13 protein-coding genes are annotated in these 15,581 nt (G+C 61.9%); 4 read left to right on the top strand and 9 right to left on the bottom strand.

From position 1 onward, the window contains the following. Nucleotides 1-28: 28 nt before the first annotated feature. The 4 genes from F550_RS0116240 to dapB all read right to left on the bottom strand — a co-directional run bounded on the left by F550_RS0116240 (nt 29) and on the right by dapB (nt 4,883). On the bottom strand, nt 29-913 hold the full coding sequence (locus F550_RS0116240) for a methylated-DNA--[protein]-cysteine S-methyltransferase (protein ID WP_018149643.1): 885 nt from the start codon (nt 911-913) through the stop codon (nt 29-31). Nucleotides 914-1,071: 158 nt separating this feature from the next. Further along, entirely contained in the window at nt 1,072-2,541 is a 1,470-nt protein-coding gene (locus tag F550_RS0116235) for a sigma-54-dependent transcriptional regulator (RefSeq protein ID WP_018149642.1), read from the bottom strand. A gap of 176 nt (nt 2,542-2,717) precedes the next feature. Next, on the bottom strand, nt 2,718-3,968 hold the full coding sequence (locus F550_RS0116230) for an acetyl-CoA C-acetyltransferase (RefSeq protein ID WP_018149641.1): 1,251 nt from the start codon (nt 3,966-3,968) through the stop codon (nt 2,718-2,720). Nucleotides 3,969-4,073: 105 nt separating this feature from the next. Continuing rightward, on the bottom strand, nt 4,074-4,883 hold the full coding sequence (dapB, locus tag F550_RS0116225) for a 4-hydroxy-tetrahydrodipicolinate reductase (RefSeq protein WP_018149640.1): 810 nt from the start codon (nt 4,881-4,883) through the stop codon (nt 4,074-4,076). Nucleotides 4,884-5,027: 144 nt separating this feature from the next. On the opposite strand from dapB, the gene F550_RS0116220 reads away from it, so the two are divergent. Further along, nucleotides 5,028-5,546: a hypothetical protein gene (locus tag F550_RS0116220; RefSeq protein ID WP_018149639.1), complete on the top strand. Its 519-nt coding sequence runs from the start codon at nt 5,028-5,030 to the stop codon at nt 5,544-5,546. Between the two features lie 13 nt (nt 5,547-5,559). Here F550_RS0116220 and F550_RS18210 read toward each other — a convergent pair whose 3' ends face one another. Further along, nucleotides 5,560-6,450, bottom strand: coding sequence for a peptidylprolyl isomerase (locus tag F550_RS18210; protein ID WP_233349048.1), 891 nt, complete (start codon nt 6,448-6,450; stop codon nt 5,560-5,562). An 85-nt stretch (nt 6,451-6,535) separates the two neighbouring features. Here F550_RS18210 and F550_RS0116210 point away from each other — a divergent pair, with 85 nt between their 5' ends. Together F550_RS0116210 and F550_RS0116205 are read left to right on the top strand one after the other, a co-directional pair. Then, nucleotides 6,536-7,396 carry a 50S ribosomal protein L11 methyltransferase gene (locus tag F550_RS0116210; RefSeq protein ID WP_026180849.1) on the top strand — a complete coding sequence of 287 codons (861 nt, stop codon included), beginning with the start codon at nt 6,536-6,538 and terminating at the stop codon, nt 7,394-7,396. Between the two features lie 44 nt (nt 7,397-7,440). Next, nucleotides 7,441-9,258: an aminopeptidase P family protein gene (locus F550_RS0116205; protein WP_018149636.1), complete on the top strand. Its 1,818-nt coding sequence runs from the start codon at nt 7,441-7,443 to the stop codon at nt 9,256-9,258. Nucleotides 9,259-9,262: 4 nt separating this feature from the next. On the opposite strand, the gene ligA is transcribed toward F550_RS0116205, so the two are convergent. From ligA to F550_RS18205, 3 genes are read right to left on the bottom strand one after another with little or no spacing between them, the layout of a single operon-like run. After that, nucleotides 9,263-11,365 carry an NAD-dependent DNA ligase LigA gene (ligA, locus tag F550_RS0116200; RefSeq protein WP_018149635.1) on the bottom strand — a complete coding sequence of 701 codons (2,103 nt, stop codon included), beginning with the start codon at nt 11,363-11,365 and terminating at the stop codon, nt 9,263-9,265. After that, the gene (gene recN / locus F550_RS0116195; protein ID WP_018149634.1) at nt 11,362-13,062 is read right to left on the bottom strand and encodes a DNA repair protein RecN; all 1,701 of its coding nucleotides are present in this window, start codon (nt 13,060-13,062) and stop codon (nt 11,362-11,364) included. The genes ligA and recN overlap by 4 nt, the downstream gene beginning before the upstream one ends. A gap of 53 nt (nt 13,063-13,115) precedes the next feature. Continuing rightward, nucleotides 13,116-13,937, bottom strand: a complete 822-nt coding sequence (locus F550_RS18205) for an outer membrane protein assembly factor BamD (RefSeq protein WP_018149633.1) — start codon at nt 13,935-13,937, stop codon at nt 13,116-13,118. 181 nt (nt 13,938-14,118) lie between these two features. Between F550_RS18205 and F550_RS18200 the strand changes: the two genes are divergently transcribed. Beyond that, the gene (locus F550_RS18200) at nt 14,119-14,568 is read left to right on the top strand and encodes a helix-turn-helix domain-containing protein (protein ID WP_018149632.1); all 450 of its coding nucleotides are present in this window, start codon (nt 14,119-14,121) and stop codon (nt 14,566-14,568) included. A 50-nt stretch (nt 14,569-14,618) separates the two neighbouring features. On the opposite strand, the gene lpxC is transcribed toward F550_RS18200, so the two are convergent. After that, the gene (gene lpxC, locus F550_RS0116180) at nt 14,619-15,533 is read right to left on the bottom strand and encodes a UDP-3-O-acyl-N-acetylglucosamine deacetylase (protein WP_018149631.1); all 915 of its coding nucleotides are present in this window, start codon (nt 15,531-15,533) and stop codon (nt 14,619-14,621) included. Nucleotides 15,534-15,581 lie beyond the last annotated feature (48 nt).

The raw sequence follows: 15,581 nt of genomic DNA, 5'->3' as shown, positions 1-15,581 counted from the left end.
CCAGGCCGACCGAATGGCAGCTGAGCCCTCAGGCGGCGTGCGCGCGCTCGAATGTCAGCATGGCGCGTTTGCGCGCCACACCCCAATGGTAATTATGTAACCGCCCATCCGACGCAAGGGCGCGATGGCAGGGAATGAGCCACGATATCGTATTCGCGCCGATCGCCGTTCCTGCGGCGCGGGCGGCCTTTGGCTGGCCCGCAGCCGCGGCGACCTCGCCATAGGTGCGCGTTTCGCCCGCCGGAATATCGAGAAGCGCCCGCCATATCTGGCGCCTGAACGGCGTGCCGTAGAGCGCAACAGGCACGGGCTCATCGCTGTCGAATATGCGCCGGGCCCAGGTTTTTGCTTCGCCATCATCTGCGCGGATGGAGGCGTTCGGATAGCGGCTCGCAAAGTCGCGCTTGACCGCATCCCTGCCATAGCCGGGATGCTCGAAGCCGGATTTGTGGGCGGCGTCATGATCGGCAAAGCCCATCCCGCACAGGCCGCGCGGTGAAATGACCAGAACGGCCGCGCCGAATGGGGTCTCGGCCTCGCCCATGACAAGATCAGCGCCATCGCCGCCGGATTTCGCCTCGCCGGGTGTCAGCCCCTCATGCGCGATGAAAAGATCATGAAGGCGTGACGGCCCTGAGAGACCCGTTTCCAGCGAGGCGTCAAGCAGGCTTGCCCCCTGCCTGAGGAGGTCACCGGCTTCGGCATGGGCGAGCGCGGCCTGATACTGTTTGGGGCTGATCCCGGCCCAGCGCGTGAACTCCCGCTGGAAATGATGCGGCGAAAGGCCGACGGCGCGGGCGCACTCTGCAAGGTCGGGCCAGTCACGCCAGGTCTCGCCAAGGTGGGTGAGCGCGTCAGCCATCCGGCCATAGGCGACAGAGCGTTCGGAAAGGGAAGGTCGCGTCGAAGTCATGAGGAGAGTTTGACGTGATCGGCGCGCCGCTTCCACCCGTTTCTTGCGGCCTGCCTGCGCGAGAAAAGAAAAAGGCCGCCATGACGTACGAGGACACCATAGCGGCCAGTTGGGGCCTAATGGACATGGACGACCCGAAAGCCTTGGCCAGTGTTTCTTCAGCCGGCCTTTTGTTCTTCGCCGTCGAGCTCATACTCACGGATCTTGCGGTATAGGGTGGAGCGGCCGATGCCGAGGCGGCGGCTGACTTCGGACATATGTCCCTGATAGAAGTCGATCGCATATTCAATGATGTCGCGTTCGATGTCGGTGAGCGGACGAAGCTCACCCTCGTCATTCTTGATCACGACCGGGCCTGTCTGTGCAGGCGTCATCATGTCGGCATTGCCGGCGTCAGCCATGTCATTGGCGGGTGCAGCACGTGCAGGCACAGGCGGCAGGTCAACCATTTCCGGCATGATGCCAGAAATCTGCGGGAAATCGTGCGGCTGCAGAACCGTGCCCTCGCAAAGGATCACGGCGCGAAAGACGGCGTTCTCCAGCTGGCGGACATTGCCCGGCCAGTCGAAAGCGCAGAGCATCTGCAGGGTTTCTTCGCTCGCGGTCTCCACATCCCGGTTTTCAGACGCGTTGAAGCGCGAGATGAAGTGCGTGACGAGGGCCGGGATATCTTCGCGGCGCTGGCTGAGCGATGGCACATCGACCGGAAAAACGTTAAGCCTATAATAGAGGTCTTCGCGGAAATTGCCGGCCTTTACCTGTTCGGCAAGGTCACGATTGGTCGCCGAGACGATGCGCACATCGACCTTGGTCGGGCGGCGTGAGCCGACGGCATCGACCTCGCCTTCCTGAAGCGCGCGCAGCAGTTTGACCTGCATGTCGAGCGGCAGTTCGCCGATCTCATCAAGAAACAGCGTTCCGCCATCGGCCTCCACGAATTTACCGAGCGATTTGGAGACAGCGCCGGTGAACGCGCCTTTCTCATGGCCGAAGAGGATGCTCTCTACGAGGTTTTCGGGGATCGCGCCGCAGTTGACGGTAACGAATGGCTTACCGGCGCGGTCGGACGCACCCTGAATGCAGCGGGCGATAACTTCCTTACCAACGCCGCTTTCACCGAGGATAAGGACCGGAATGTCAGAGCTTGCCGCGCGCTGGCCGAGACGGACGACCTGGCGCATGGCAGGGGCTGCCGCAATCATGTCCTCGAAGCTCATACCGCCTTCGGTCTTGCGGGTCAGGCGTTTCACCTCACCGGTCAGCGACGACATTTTCAGGGCGTTGCGGATAGAGACAAGGACGCGCTCAGGATTGGCTGGCTTGACGATAAAGTCGACCGCCCCTGCCCGCATGGCGGTCACGATTGTGTCGATGCCGGACGTTGCCGTCAGCATGACCACGGGCACATCCGGGATGCGCTCTGCAAGGCGCTCAAGCGTTTCCATCCCTGAAAGGCCAGGCATTGTCAGGTCCAGCAGGATGACGTCGGCGCCCGCTTCGGTCGCTGTGGTGAAGCCGCTTTCGCCGTCTGGCGCCGTCCGGCAGGCAAAGCCTGCTTTCTCGACAGCCGCCTGTATCAGCCTGCGTTGCGTGGGGTCGTCGTCGATGACCAGAACCGTCTTTGCCATGTCACATCACTCCTGAAGCGGCGACCTCTACTGGGTCATTTTGCTACGGCCCGATATGGCACACAGGTGTGAGGTTATGGTTCAGCCAACAGTTCAAATTTCAAACAAATGAAAACCCCGCCCCGGATGTGTCCGGGACGGGGTCATCTATATTCGTGTGATCGAGCTGGGGCCTATCAGGCGTCCAGGCGCTCGATGATGATGGCCGGGGCCATGCCGCCAGCCGCACACATTGTGACGAGGCCGTAGCGGCCGCCGGAGCGCTCAAGTTCGTCAAGCGCGGTGCCAATCAGGATGGAGCCGGTTGCGCCAATCGGGTGACCGAGAGCCATGGCGCCGCCATTGATGTTCACTTTTTCCCGATCGAGCTTGAGATCGCGGATGAACTTTTCTGCCACGACAGAGAAAGCTTCGTTGATTTCATAGACGTCGATATCGTCGGTCGTCATGCCGGCTTTCTCGAGGACTTTCTTGGCAGCCGGGACCGGTGCGTTGAGCATCAGCGTCGGGTCATCGCCCATATTGCAGGTCGCGACGATACGGGCACGAGGCTTGAGGCCATGCTTGTCGGCATATTCTTTCGAGGTGACGAGAATGGCAGCTGCGCCATCGACCACACCGGAAGAGTTACCGGCATGATGGACGTGCTGAACATTGCCTTTGATCTGAGGATACTTCTTCTCGATCATGTTGCCATAGGTCAGGCCCTTGTCGTCGACCGGCACATCCCAGAACATGTTGAACACGGTCTTGAGGCCAGAGAGGCTCTCCATCGTTGTGCCCGGACGTGGGAATTCGTCCTTGTCGAGGGCAAGCGAGCCATCACGGTTGTGCACCGGGATCACCGACTTGTCGAAACGGCCTTCATCCATGGCGCGCTTTGCACGTACCTGGCTGGTGACGGCGAGCTGATCGACGGCTTCGCGGTCGATGCCTTCGAGCGTTGCGATGGCATCCGCGCAGCAGCCCTGCTGGGACTGTGGGTGCAGCTCGCGAAGGTGAAGGTTGCCAGCGTCCATCATTGGCGGGCTTTTCGGGTCCGCAGTGGAGGCCGTGTAGCTCATCATCTCGCAGCCGCCTGCGATAACGCAGTCTTCCATGCCGGACATGATCTGCGCTGCAGCGAGCGACACGGTGGTGATGCCGGAGCCGCAGAAACGGTCGAGCGTAACGCCCGATGCCTTGACGTCGAAGCCTGCGTCGAGAGCCGCCATGCGGCCCATGTCAGCGCCTTGCGCGCCGCGCTGGGAGCTGGTGCCCCAGATGACATCGTCGACGGTGGCGGTGTCGAGCTTGTTGCGATCGCGGATTGCACCGAGAACGGTCGAAGCGAGGTGCTGGGGGTGGAGATGGGCGAGCGAGCCCTTGCCAACCTTGCCGATACCCCGCGGCGTACGTACCGCGTCGATAATATATGCTTCAGCCATGAATTCCTCCCGAACGTGCTGAATTGAGCCTGATGGGACAAGCTAATCCCCCTTCCGTTCGCGGAAGGCAATCTCTGCCCCAGCGTCAAAGACTGAGGAAGCTTTTCAGAGGCCCAGAACGTCGGTCATGTCATAGAGGCCGGGCGGCTGGCGAAGTGCCCAGCGTGCAGCCGCGAGCGCGCCATGGGCAAAGACAGAGCGATCGAGCGCCGAATGGGCCAGCGTGATGACTTCCCTGTCAGAGCCGAAGGTCACTTCATGTTCGCCAATGACCCCGCCAGAGCGGCGGACGGAAAAACCGATCTTGCCTCTCTCGCGTTCGGCGCCAGGGCCGTCATAGGGTGGCTGCCTCAGTGTTTTCAGGTCCGACCCACGACCAGAGGCTGCGGCGTCGCCCAGCATGAGGGCGGTACCAGACGGCGCATCGACCTTGCGCCGGTGATGGGTCTCCAGCACTTCAATGTCCCAGTCATCGCCGAGGCTTTCGGCGGCGCGTTTCGTCAGCGCGCAGAGAAGGTTGACGCCCAGCGAGTAGTTTCCAGCCTTGACGATGGCGAGGCTACCGGCAGCTTCGCCAATCGCTTCTTCTTCGGCGGCATCGAAACCGGTCGTGCCGATGATGACGGCTTTGACGCCTGCCTTCTGAAGATGTTTCAGAGCGTCAATCGTTGCCGCCGGACGGGTAAAATCGATCCAGACGTCCGCGCCCTTGGCGGCTCCCGCGACATCCGACTCCGGCTTCATGCTGGACGGCGCTCCGGGGATGAGCTTGTCGAGTGACTTGCCAAGTGCAGGACTGCCGGGGGCTTCGCTGGCGCCCGTCAGCTCATGGCCCGCCTCAATGGCGGCGCTTGCGAGCTGTTTTCCCATCCGGCCTGCAATGCCGGCGATTGCGAGTTTCATTGATCCAGTCATGGCTCGTCCTTAGCGCTATTTCGCCCTGTCTGAACAGACCCGGCCGGTCGCAAAATTTAAACTGACCGGGAACCAGAGCGCCAGCTGGCTACTTTCGTGTTAACTATCTGTTTACCCACACATATTGCAGCTGGAGGAAATCACATGCGCACGGGTCTTTTGATTGGGGCAGGCCTCGCGGCCATGGTGGTGCTTCCTGCGGCGGCCGATGGGTATGCCTATAATGCGCCTGCACACAGCTACAGCTACAATACACAGACAGCGACCAGTTCAGGCTGCGTAACAAGTTGCTGTTGCGGGCAAACGGTACGCACCTACACAACGCGGCCTGTGGTGAGACGCTATGCGCAAACCTATACGCGGACGGCCCCGCCAGCTTGCACGCACACCAGCCATGTCGGCCACGACCACGGCCATTACTCAGGCGGGTACGACTATCAGGGCAGCGCCAGCAGGTATTCGTCCGGCACGGTCACCAGCGAGTACGCCTATGACAGCGCGGCTTCAGCCTATGGCTACGAAGATAGCGGGTCGGCCTATTACGATGACGGCTACTACGCCGAAGGCGACGTTTATTACGACGCTTATCCAGCCCCTGCGCCCACCTATGGCGCTGAGCTAAGCCTCGACCGCGAAGCACCGTGGAATGGCTATCATCGCTAACGGGTGATGTCGGCTAGTCAGCCGTCGCTGCAGCGACCACGGGTTCAGCGGGCGTGGTGAACCCGCAGATGTCGAGGACTTCGGGCGGCTTGCGATAGAAAAAGTCGCCCTCGCGCACCCGCAGCGCCGTCTTGTGATCGGCAAAGGGCTGGCCGTCGCTCGTCATCGTGCGCCAGACCGGGCGCTCGTCTTCTGGCAGGTCGGAGGCAATTGTCAGCTTCCGGATTTCTTCGCCGGTTTCGGGCGCCTGGATGACGCCGTTCTGGATGGCGCGGTCGCCGCGCTTGAACGCCTGCACATGCTCCATGCCGTCGATGACCCGGCCAAAGACGGTCAGGTTGCGGTCGAGATAACGCTGCGCATCAAGCACAATGTAAATCTCGGTGCCGCCTGAGTCAGGGTCATTATTTCGCGCCAGCGCGACCGCACCCGGGCAATGAAGCAGCCATTCCTGGCCAAGCGCCTCATCCCGCCCGACCGGGAAGCCGCCAATATGGCCGACCTCTGGCGCGAAGAGATCGGCGTTACCGAGTGGGACGAAGCCTTCGCCGCCATAGGGCCGGTCATTCTCGTTCTTCAGGGGGCCCCAGCGCAGGATCTGCATGTCGTCGAAGAGGCCGCCCTGCGCAACGAATCCCTCGATGACCCGGTAGAAATGCTCGCCTTCGTATTCACCGGAGGCGGCAAGCTCCCGCATACGCTCTGCATGGTTCGGCGCGAAAGACGGGTTGAGCTCGATCACCACCGTGCCCTTGCCGGTTTCGATCAGCATCAGGTTTTCGGGGGCGATCAGGCGCCAGCCGGCCTCGGTCTGGGCAGGATCCGCAGGCGCGGTTTGCTGCGCAGTCGCCGCGCTAAAGTTGGCGCACATAGAAAGCGCAGCGCCCGCCAAGATTGTCTTCATCTGTCTGTTCATCGCGCCGCGCGCTCCCTGTCTGCTGAGCGCGACCCTACCCGGTTCTGCAATGCTCTGCTATGGGCGAGCCATCATGTATCAGATTTCCGCAAAAGGCCCGCGTGAGGCCATTCAGCCAGCCTGGGATGCCCTGGCCTGGACCGACCCGACACCTGCGGGTGCCGTCGACGCAAAGGAAGATGGCCGCCATGCCTGGCGCCTCGATGCCTATTGCGAAACAGAGGACGACGCCAAGGCTTGCAAGGCGATGATCGAAGACGTCTCGCCAAGTCTCAATGCCGTTGTCGAGGCGCTTGAAGACCGTGACTGGGTGACCCTGTCGCTGGAAGGGCTGCCACCTGTCGAGGCCGGGCGCTTCATCGTGGCGGGCAGCCATGTGCTGGCGAAATCCGCCCCCGGCAAGACGCCGATCCTGATCGAGGCGGGACCCGCCTTTGGTACCGGTCATCACGGGACGACGCTCGGCTGTCTTATCGGTCTTGAGCGTGTCCTGCGGCAGGCACGTCCAGAAAAGGTGCTGGATATCGGCACGGGCTCCGGCCTGCTGGCCATCGCCGCGATCAAGACCGGCTCAAAGCGCGCCTGGGGCACCGAGATCGACGCCGACAGTGTGCTCGTCGCGAATGAGAACGCCGCAAAGAACCATGTCTCCAATGCGTTCAAGACGTTTGAGACCGGCGGCGGTGTGAATACCACCATCCGCAGTGATGCGCCCTATGACCTTGTTTTCGCAAACATCCTGTTCCGTCCTCTGGTCGGTCTTGCGCCAGAAATCGAACGACTGACGGCGCCCGGCGGCCATATCATCCTGTCCGGCCTGCTGACCCCACAGGAGCCGCTGGTGCGCAAGGCCTATACAGGCCGCGGCCTCGCGCTGGTCAAGCGTGTGCGCCGGGATGGCTGGTCGAGCCTGGTGTTTCGCAAGCCATCCTGACGCGGCACCTTCCGCTAGAGCCTCATCCGCACTAGATTTGCCGCATGAGACAGAATTTCGACGTAAAAGGCGGCCCACAGCTTGGCCGCAAGCATCTGCCGCTTCTGCGCGAGGCAATGCGCGCGCAGGGCCTCGACGGCTTCTACATCCCGCATGAGGATGAGTTCCAGAATGAGTATCTGCCAGCCTGCAATGACCGGCTGACCTGGGCGACCGGTTTTACCGGGTCTGCCGGGGCCGCCATGGTGTTTCAGGACACGGCCGTCATCTTTGCCGACGGGCGCTACACGCTTCAGGTCAAGGACCAGACGGACCGCGAATTCCTTGAGATCGAAGGCCTGCCGGACCCCGGCCCGTTCGGCTGGCTTGCTGGCCAGTCCCGGAAAGGCGAGACGCTGGGTTATGATCCAAAGCTCATGACGCCAAACGATCTGGCGACGCTGGAAGAGAGCGCCCGCAAGGCGGGTATCCAGCTGAAAGCTGTCGAAACCAATCCGATCGATGCGGCCTGGCAGGACCGGCCTGAAGAGCCAGTGGCCCCGGTGTCACCGCACGCGGTCGAGCATGCAGGCGAAGACGCAGAAGCCAAGCGCGAGCGTATCGCTGCGGCGCTGAAAGCCGACGGGGCAAATGCCGCCGTCATTACATCGCCTGCCTCGGTTGCCTGGGCGTTCAATATTCGCGGCGGGGACGTTGCCTGTTCGCCGCTGCCGCTGTCGCGCGCCATCCTGAAAGCCGACGGCACTGCCGACCTGTTCCTCGATGCGCGCAAGGCAAATGACGCGCTTCGCCAGCATCTTGGCAACCGTGTCCGCCTGCGTCCCATGGAAGAGGTTGAGCCTGCCATGGCCGAGCTGAAAGGCCAGACGATCAGCCTCGATCCGGCTCTGGCCTCGGCCTGGTTCTTCAGCGCGCTGGAGGAAGCTGGCGCGAGCATTGTCCGCCAGCGTGATCCTGTCCTGCTGCCGAAGGCCTGCAAGAATGAAACGGAGATCGCCGGGACCGAAGCGGCCCATACCCGAGACGGCGCCGCCCTGACGCGGTTCCTGCACTGGCTGGACACCGATGCGCAGTCTGGCGAGGTCACGGAGATCGATGCCGCGCTGAAGCTTGAGAGCTTCCGCGAGCAACTGGGCGATCTCAACGATCTCTCCTTCGAGACGATTTCCGGTGCAGGCCCGAACGGCGCCCTGCCCCACTACCGCGTGTCTTCGGCGTCTAACCGCAAGCTGGAGCGCGGCTCGCTCTACCTCGTCGACAGCGGCGGGCAGTATCTGGACGGGACGACCGATGTCACCCGGACCGTGCCGATCGGTACGCCATCAGCCGATATGCGCCGCCATTACACGCTGGTGCTGAAAGGCCATATTGCGCTCGCCAGTGTGCGTTTTCCGACTGGCACGACGGGCACGCATCTTGATGCGCTGGCGCGTCATCCGCTCTGGCAGGCCGGTCTCGACTATGACCATGGCACGGGGCACGGCGTCGGTGTCTATCTCGGTGTCCATGAGGGCCCGCAGCGGATCGCAAAGCCGTGGAACAGCGTCGCGTTGCGCCCCGGCATGATCGTCTCCAATGAGCCGGGTTTCTACCGCGAAGGCCAGTACGGCATCCGCATAGAGAATTTGCAATATGTGACGGAAGCGGCCGAGATCGAAGGCGGCGAGCGCAAGATGCTCGGCTTCCAGAATTTGACGTGGGCCCCGCTGTCGCGTGACTTGATCGATCTGGATCTGCTGAGCCCGGCAGAGCTTGCATGGGTCAATGATTACCACAATCAGGTGCTGGACCGGATCGGCCCGCTGGTGGACGGCGAAGTCCATGACTGGCTGAACGCGCAATGTGCGCCGCTTGGCCAATAACAGGCTAGAGGCCGGCGAGTTCGAGCCAGTCATCCTCCGTGATGACGCGCACACCAAGCTCTTCGGCCTTTTTCAGCTTCGAGCCTGCGCCCGGGCCAGCGACGAGAATATCGGTCTTGGCCGATACTGACCCTGAGACCTTGGCGCCGAGCGCTGTCGCCCGGGACTTTGCTTCGTCGCGGGTCATCTTTTCCAGCGTTCCGGTAAAGACGATCGTCTTGCCGGACACGGCGCTATCGCTGGCAGCGGCCTCTGCGGGCTCGATCTCGACCTCGGCGAGCAGGCTTTCCAGCATCTCGCGGTTGTGGGCTTCTGCGGCGAAATCCTTGAGGCTGGTCACTGCTGTCTGGCCGATGCCATCAATCGACAGAAGGTCAGCTTCGGCCGTCTCGTCGCCTGCCGCGGCCTTCTCGACCACCTGCCAGAAGCTCTCCCAGTTCAGATAATGGCGCGCGAGGAGCCCTGAGGTGATCTCGCCGACATGACGGATACCGAGACCATTGAGGAACCGCTGGAAAGGCGGCTTCCGGCGTTGATCGATAGCGTCATAGAGGTTGCGGGCGGAGGTCTCGCCGAACCCTTCCCAATCTTTCAGGGGTGGCAGGCCTTCATCCTCGAGCCGCGTCGCCAGCCGGAAAATGTCCTGCGGGCCTTTCATGACGCCCTTCGACTGGAAGAGCTCGACCTGTTTGGCGCCGAGGCCATCGATATCGAGGGCCTTGCGGGAGACGAAGTGCTTTAACCGTTCGACCGCCTGGGCTGGGCAGGTCAGCCCCCCCGTACAGCGGCGGCGGACGTCTTCCTCGCCCTTGTCGTCGATTTCCCGGACAGCCGCAGAGCCGCATTCGGGGCAGGTTTCAGGCATTCTGAAAGGCGGCGCGCGGTCTTCGTCAGGGTCGACCACACCGAGCACCTGCGGAATGACGTCACCGGCCCGCTGTATCTCGACCATATCGCCGGGGCGGACATCCAGCCGGGCGATTTCATCTTCATTGTGGAGCGTCGCGTTCGAGACGACGACGCCGCCAACCGTGACCGGCGTCAGGCGCGCGACAGGCGTCAGCGTGCCCGTGCGGCCAACCTGAATCTCGATGGCTTCAAGTTTCGTGACGGCGCGCTCTGCCGGGAATTTATGGGCAATGGCCCAGCGCGGGAAGCGGGAGACAAAGCCGAGCCTCTCCTGCCAGTCGAGGCGGTCGACCTTGTAGACGACGCCGTCAATATCGTAGCCAAGCATGGCGCGGCGCTCGGCCATGTTGGCGTAGGCGCCCAGCAATCCCTCAACGCTCTCATGTGATTTAAAGAGGTCGTTCGTGACAAAGCCCCACTCCTGGAGCTTTGCGACCGCTTCGCTCTGGGTTTCGGCAAAGGTTTCAGAGACCTCGCCCCAGGCATAGGCAAAGAAGCGAAGGGGGCGGGCGCGCGTGATGGCCACATCGAGCTGACGCAGACTGCCAGCGGCAGCGTTGCGCGGATTGGCGAAGACTTTCTTGCCGGCCGCTTCCTGGGACGCGTTGAGCGCCTTGAAAGCCTCGCCCTCCATATAGACCTCACCGCGGATCTCGATACGGGACGGCCAGCCTTCGCCCGCGAGCTTGTCTGGAATATCGTCAATCGTACGCGCATTGACGGTTACATCCTCGCCAACCTGCCCATTGCCGCGCGTACCGGCCCGGATGAGCACACCGTCCTCATAGGTGAGGTTGAGCGAAAGCCCATCGATCTTCGGCTCGGCGGTTATGGTGAGCGGCTCATCAGCACCCAGCCCGAGGAAGCGGCGGATGCGGGCGGCGAACTCGGCAACATCTTCGTCTGAAAACGCATTGTCCAACGACAGCATCGGAATGCCGTGGGTGATCTTGCTGAAGGCTTCAGAGACTTCCACGCCGACCCGGTCGCTCGGGCTGTCCTTGCGTTTGAGATGCGGGAAGGCGGCTTCGACGTCGAGATTGCGCTGGCGTAGCGCGTCATAGTCGGCGTCGCTCAGATGCGGATCATCTTCCTTGTAATAGGCTGCGTCCGCCAGTTTTATTTCGGTCGCGAGACGGGCGAGTTCGCGCCGGGCTTCAGCGTCTGAAAGGTCTTCTGGCGGTTTCTGCGAACTCATACATCTTCAAGAAGCCTTGTTGCTGCGGCCCTTGCCTCCTCGGTCACCTTGCTGCCGGACAGCATGCGGGCGATTTCCTCATGCCGTTCGCTGGCATCTAGACCGGTGAGATGGGTTTCGCCAAGACCGTTGCCCTTCACGCCTGCCTTTGTGACCAGCCACTGGTTCGAGGCGGATGCGGCAACTTGTGGACTGTGCGTGATGGCGAACACCTGGCGGCTGTCAGCAAGTCGGGCAAGACGCTCACCAATGGCTGCGGCAACAGCCCCGCCAACGCCCTGGTCCGCCTCGTCAAAGACCAGGACCGGCACCTGCGTGCTCTCGGCCAGAACGCACTGGAGCGCCAGCGAGAAGCGCGCAAGCTCACCGCCGGACGCGATCTGGCGGAGCGGGCCAAAGCCTGCGCCGGGATTGGTCTCGACCTCGAACTCTGCCTTCTCACGGCCCATGCGGCCCGACTGGGTGTCCGCGATGTCGTCGAAACGGACTTTCACCTTGGTGCGCTCAAGCTTGAGCGGTTTCAGTTCGGTCGAAATCGAGGTTTCGAGACGTTTGGCAGCGGCCTTGCGCGCCTTGGTCAGGCGATCAGCGGCTGTACGCCAGCGCGCCGCCGCGGCCTGCTCATCTGAACGGGCTTTCATCAAAGAGCCATCTGGGGCATCGCAAAGCTCAAGTTTCTGGCGGGTCTCGGTCCAGAAGGCTGGCAGCTCATTGGCGTCTACGCTGTATTTGCGGGCGGCAGACCGCAGCGCAACGATGCGCTGCTCGACGCGCTCAAGCGCATCTGGATCGTGGACGGCGGCAAGCCCGAGCCCTTCCAGCGCAGCGCTGGCCTCCCCTGCCTCAATGAGGGCGCGGTCGAGCGCTTCAGCGGCTGCGCGGGCAGCCTTTGACAGATCGCTTTCCATGGCGTCGAGGCCATCGATACGCAGGATACGCTCAGCCGCGCGGCTTGCCTGGCCGAGGATCGCTTCGACCTCGCCAGCCTGAAAGGCCTCGAAAGCTTCGGTCGCCGACTCGGCGATCTTTTCCGACTGCATCAGAATGCTGCGCTCTGCGCTGAGCCTGTCAAACTCGCCCGCCTCAGGGGCAAGCTCATCTAGCGCCTCTACCGTTTCGGCGAGCCAGGCATGCGCCTCCTCAGCTTCTGCAAGCTGCGCCTCCAGCGCTTCGCGTGCATCCCGGACGGCTTCATATTCGTCCCATGAGACGCCGCAGGCCTCCAGCAGGCTTTCATTGCCGGCATAGGTGTCGAGCAGTGTGCGGTGATTGGAGGGCTTCATCAGCGTCGAAGCAGAATGCTGGCCATGAATTTCGACAAGCCGCTCACCGAGCTGCGCGAGCAGACCAGCGCTGACGGGCTGATCATTCACGAAGGCGCGCGCAGGTCCCTTGGCGGACAATATCCGCTTGAGGGTCAGCGTCTCCTCAGGAGAGGCCTCTACCCCGGCCTCTTCGAGCATCGGCCAGACGGGGTTATCCGCCTCCAGCGCGAACTCTGCCAGGATGCTCGCCTGATCGGCGCCCTTGCGCACAAGCTTTTTCGAAGCACTCGCGCCGAGCACGAGGCCGAGGGCATCAAGAATGATGGATTTACCCGCACCGGTTTCCCCGGTCAGGGCGGTGAAGCCATCGGCCGACTCAATGTCGAGACGCTCGATGAGCAGGAAGGATCGAATCGAGAGCGCAGTGATCATGCGCTCTGAATAACACTAGAACAAAATGAGAACAAGCCTGTTCTCGGCAGCGCCTACCAGGGCGTAATGCGTCCAAGCCAGCTCTCATTGCTCGCCTGCTGTGAGCTACCGTCGCCGCCGCCTTCGATGAGGGCGTAGCTCGCCTCATACCACTGGCTTTCAGGGTAGTTGTACTGAAGCACGGAGGCTGCGGCGACCGCTTCGCCGCGAAGGCCAAGCGAAAGATAGGCTTCGACAAGCCGATGCAGCGCTTCTGGGGTGTGCGACGTGGTGTCGTAATTGTCGATCACATTCTTGAAGCGGTTGACGGCGGCAAGGTGCTGGTTGCGGCGCAAATACCAGCGGCCGATCTCCATTTCCTTGCCCGCGAGCTGGTCGCTGACCATGTCGAGTTTGATCTGCGCATCGCGGGCATAGTCTGTATTCGGGAAGCGGCGGACGACGTCGTTCAGACCGTCGCGCGCGAGCTCTGTCGTGCGCTGGTCGCGGCCAACATCGACGATCTGCTGGAAATAGCTGAGCGCGATAAGGTGATAGGCGTAGGGGGCCGCGTCGCCCGCTGGATTGAGCGAAAGATAACGCTGGGCGGTGGAGATCGCGTCCTCATAACGGCGTGACCGGAATGAGGCATAAGCCGACATGATCGTCGCGCGGCGCGCCCATTCCGAATAAGGGTGCTGGCGCTCGACTTCGTTGAAGAGCTCAATCGCGCGGATATAGTCCCGGCTGTCGAGTTCATCGGCGGCTGCATTGTAAAGCGCTTCGACCGGACGCTCGACATAGGCAAGTTCACGCGCCTGGCGAGAGGAGTTGCACCCCGCCAGCGCCATGGCAATGACAAGGACTGAAAGGGAGCTGACAAGCGAGCGCTTCATTGCAAATTCCGGTCTTTGAACAAACTCCCCGCACTTTGCCGCTGGAGGCCAGCTTGTAAAGACATAGGCTACAGGAACATTGTTGGTGAAGTTTTAGTTGTCGTAGTGTATGTAGGGGGTTCAGAGGGGATTCTGATATCCAGTGCGGGATTCGCGCAAGCGGCCGAGAAGGCAGTTGGTCATGTCACAAGAGTCAGCAGAGTTCACAGCATCAGACGTGGACAGAATTGTGGGTGAGCGCATTCGCCGCCGCCGCATATTGACGGGACTGACGCAGGACCAGCTCGGCGAAGCGCTGGGTGTTTCCTATCAGCAGATCCAGAAATACGAGACCGGCGCGAACCGTGTCAGCGCTGGACGGCTCTACCTGCTGGCAGAGCGTCTCGGTGTCTCTCCAGGCTGGTTTTTCGACGGCCTCAATGAGGTGGATCAAGACAATGATGGGGACGTCGATTCCTCGTCGCGATTTACGATCGAGTGTGTTCGCGGCCTGACCCGGATCCGGGATGAGCGGGTTCGCTCTTCAGTGCTGAACATGATCCGCGCCCTTGCCGATTCCGAAACGGCTAGCGAGCCTGCAAAGCCAGCGAAGCCTGCCGTTTCCAACGGGCTCAGGCCGCGCGCCGACTAGGGCGGCATCGTCAGACAATTCCAGTTTTATGTAGTTTCGCAGATAGCCGTCTAGCCCGCGGCTGAAGCAGCCTGCTGAACGGAAACAGCGTCGGCGTCGCTTTCCCAGCACCAGGCTTCCGGATTGTCCAGAAGTGCCCGAACAAGCTTGTTGTTCAACGCGTGGCCGGGCTGGCGTGCTTCGTAAACGCCCGCAATCGGCGCACCGGCAAGCATCAGGTCGCCAACGGCGTCGAGGATCTTGTGGCGTACAAACTCATCACTTGAACGCAGACCTTCCGGATTGACCACTGTATCGCCATCGAGAACCACGGCATTGTCGAGAGAGCCTCCACGGGCGAGCCCCATCGATTTCAGCTTCTCGACATCCTGCGCAAACCCGAAGGTGCGGGCGAACGCAATGTCGCGCGCAAACATGCCGGGCAGCATGCGAAGTGACATCTGCTGCGTGCCGATTGCCTTGCTCTCAAACTCGATCCTGGCATGGATCGAGAGGTAATTGTCAGGCGACGGGCTGAGGCTGGCGGTCTTGATACCGTCAGTAATCTCGACCTCTTCAAGAATGCGGATCCGCTGGCGGAAGGCGCGTTGCTGGCGAAGACCTGCGGCCAGCATAAGCTCACAATAGACAGCCGAGGAGCCGTCCATGATGGGGACTTCGGGCCCATCGATCTCGATCAGGAGGTTGTCGACACCAACACCTGCGCAGGCGGCAAGCAGATGCTCCACCGTCGCAACGGACTGGCCTGCATCATTCGTCAGGGTCGTGCCAAGCTGAACCTCAGTGACGAAATCACCGCGGGCGATAATGTCTTCGCAGCCTTTGATGTCGGTCCTGCGAAAGCGGATCCCCGAGCCAGCTGCAGCCGGTTTCATGACGATGCGCGCGCGGGCGCCGCTATGGACGCCGACGCCGGCACAAACAACCGGAAAGTTGATGGTCTGCTGATACTGTACGCGGTTCATGAGGACCCCATTTCTCAAGGTCCTATAAAAGGGATCAGGCGCAAAGAT

Origin of the sequence: Henriciella marina DSM 19595, assembly GCF_000376805.1 — a bacterium.
In the GTDB taxonomy this organism is placed as follows: domain Bacteria; phylum Pseudomonadota; class Alphaproteobacteria; order Caulobacterales; family Hyphomonadaceae; genus Henriciella; species Henriciella marina.
This window is presented reverse-complemented; position numbering and strand designations above follow the sequence as displayed.

Bases quoted from the DNA above. Each gene is read 5' to 3' on its own strand.
- F550_RS0116240 (WP_018149643.1), bottom strand. From the start codon at position 913: ATGACTTCGACGCGACCTTCCCTTTCCGAACGCTCTGTCGCCTATGGC.
- F550_RS0116235 (WP_018149642.1), bottom strand. From the start codon at position 2,541: ATGGCAAAGACGGTTCTGGTCATCGACGACGACCCCACGCAACGCAGG.
- F550_RS0116230 (WP_018149641.1), bottom strand. From the start codon at position 3,968: ATGGCTGAAGCATATATTATCGACGCGGTACGTACGCCGCGGGGTATC.
- dapB (WP_018149640.1), bottom strand. From the start codon at position 4,883: ATGACTGGATCAATGAAACTCGCAATCGCCGGCATTGCAGGCCGGATG.
- F550_RS0116220 (WP_018149639.1), top strand. From the start codon at position 5,028: ATGCGCACGGGTCTTTTGATTGGGGCAGGCCTCGCGGCCATGGTGGTG.
- F550_RS18210 (WP_233349048.1), bottom strand. From the start codon at position 6,450: ATGAAGACAATCTTGGCGGGCGCTGCGCTTTCTATGTGCGCCAACTTT.
- F550_RS0116210 (WP_026180849.1), top strand. From the start codon at position 6,536: ATGTATCAGATTTCCGCAAAAGGCCCGCGTGAGGCCATTCAGCCAGCC.
- F550_RS0116205 (WP_018149636.1), top strand. From the start codon at position 7,441: ATGAGACAGAATTTCGACGTAAAAGGCGGCCCACAGCTTGGCCGCAAG.
- ligA (WP_018149635.1), bottom strand. From the start codon at position 11,365: ATGAGTTCGCAGAAACCGCCAGAAGACCTTTCAGACGCTGAAGCCCGG.
- recN (WP_018149634.1), bottom strand. From the start codon at position 13,062: ATGATCACTGCGCTCTCGATTCGATCCTTCCTGCTCATCGAGCGTCTC.
- F550_RS18205 (WP_018149633.1), bottom strand. From the start codon at position 13,937: ATGAAGCGCTCGCTTGTCAGCTCCCTTTCAGTCCTTGTCATTGCCATG.
- F550_RS18200 (WP_018149632.1), top strand. From the start codon at position 14,119: ATGTCACAAGAGTCAGCAGAGTTCACAGCATCAGACGTGGACAGAATT.
- lpxC (WP_018149631.1), bottom strand. From the start codon at position 15,533: ATGAACCGCGTACAGTATCAGCAGACCATCAACTTTCCGGTTGTTTGT.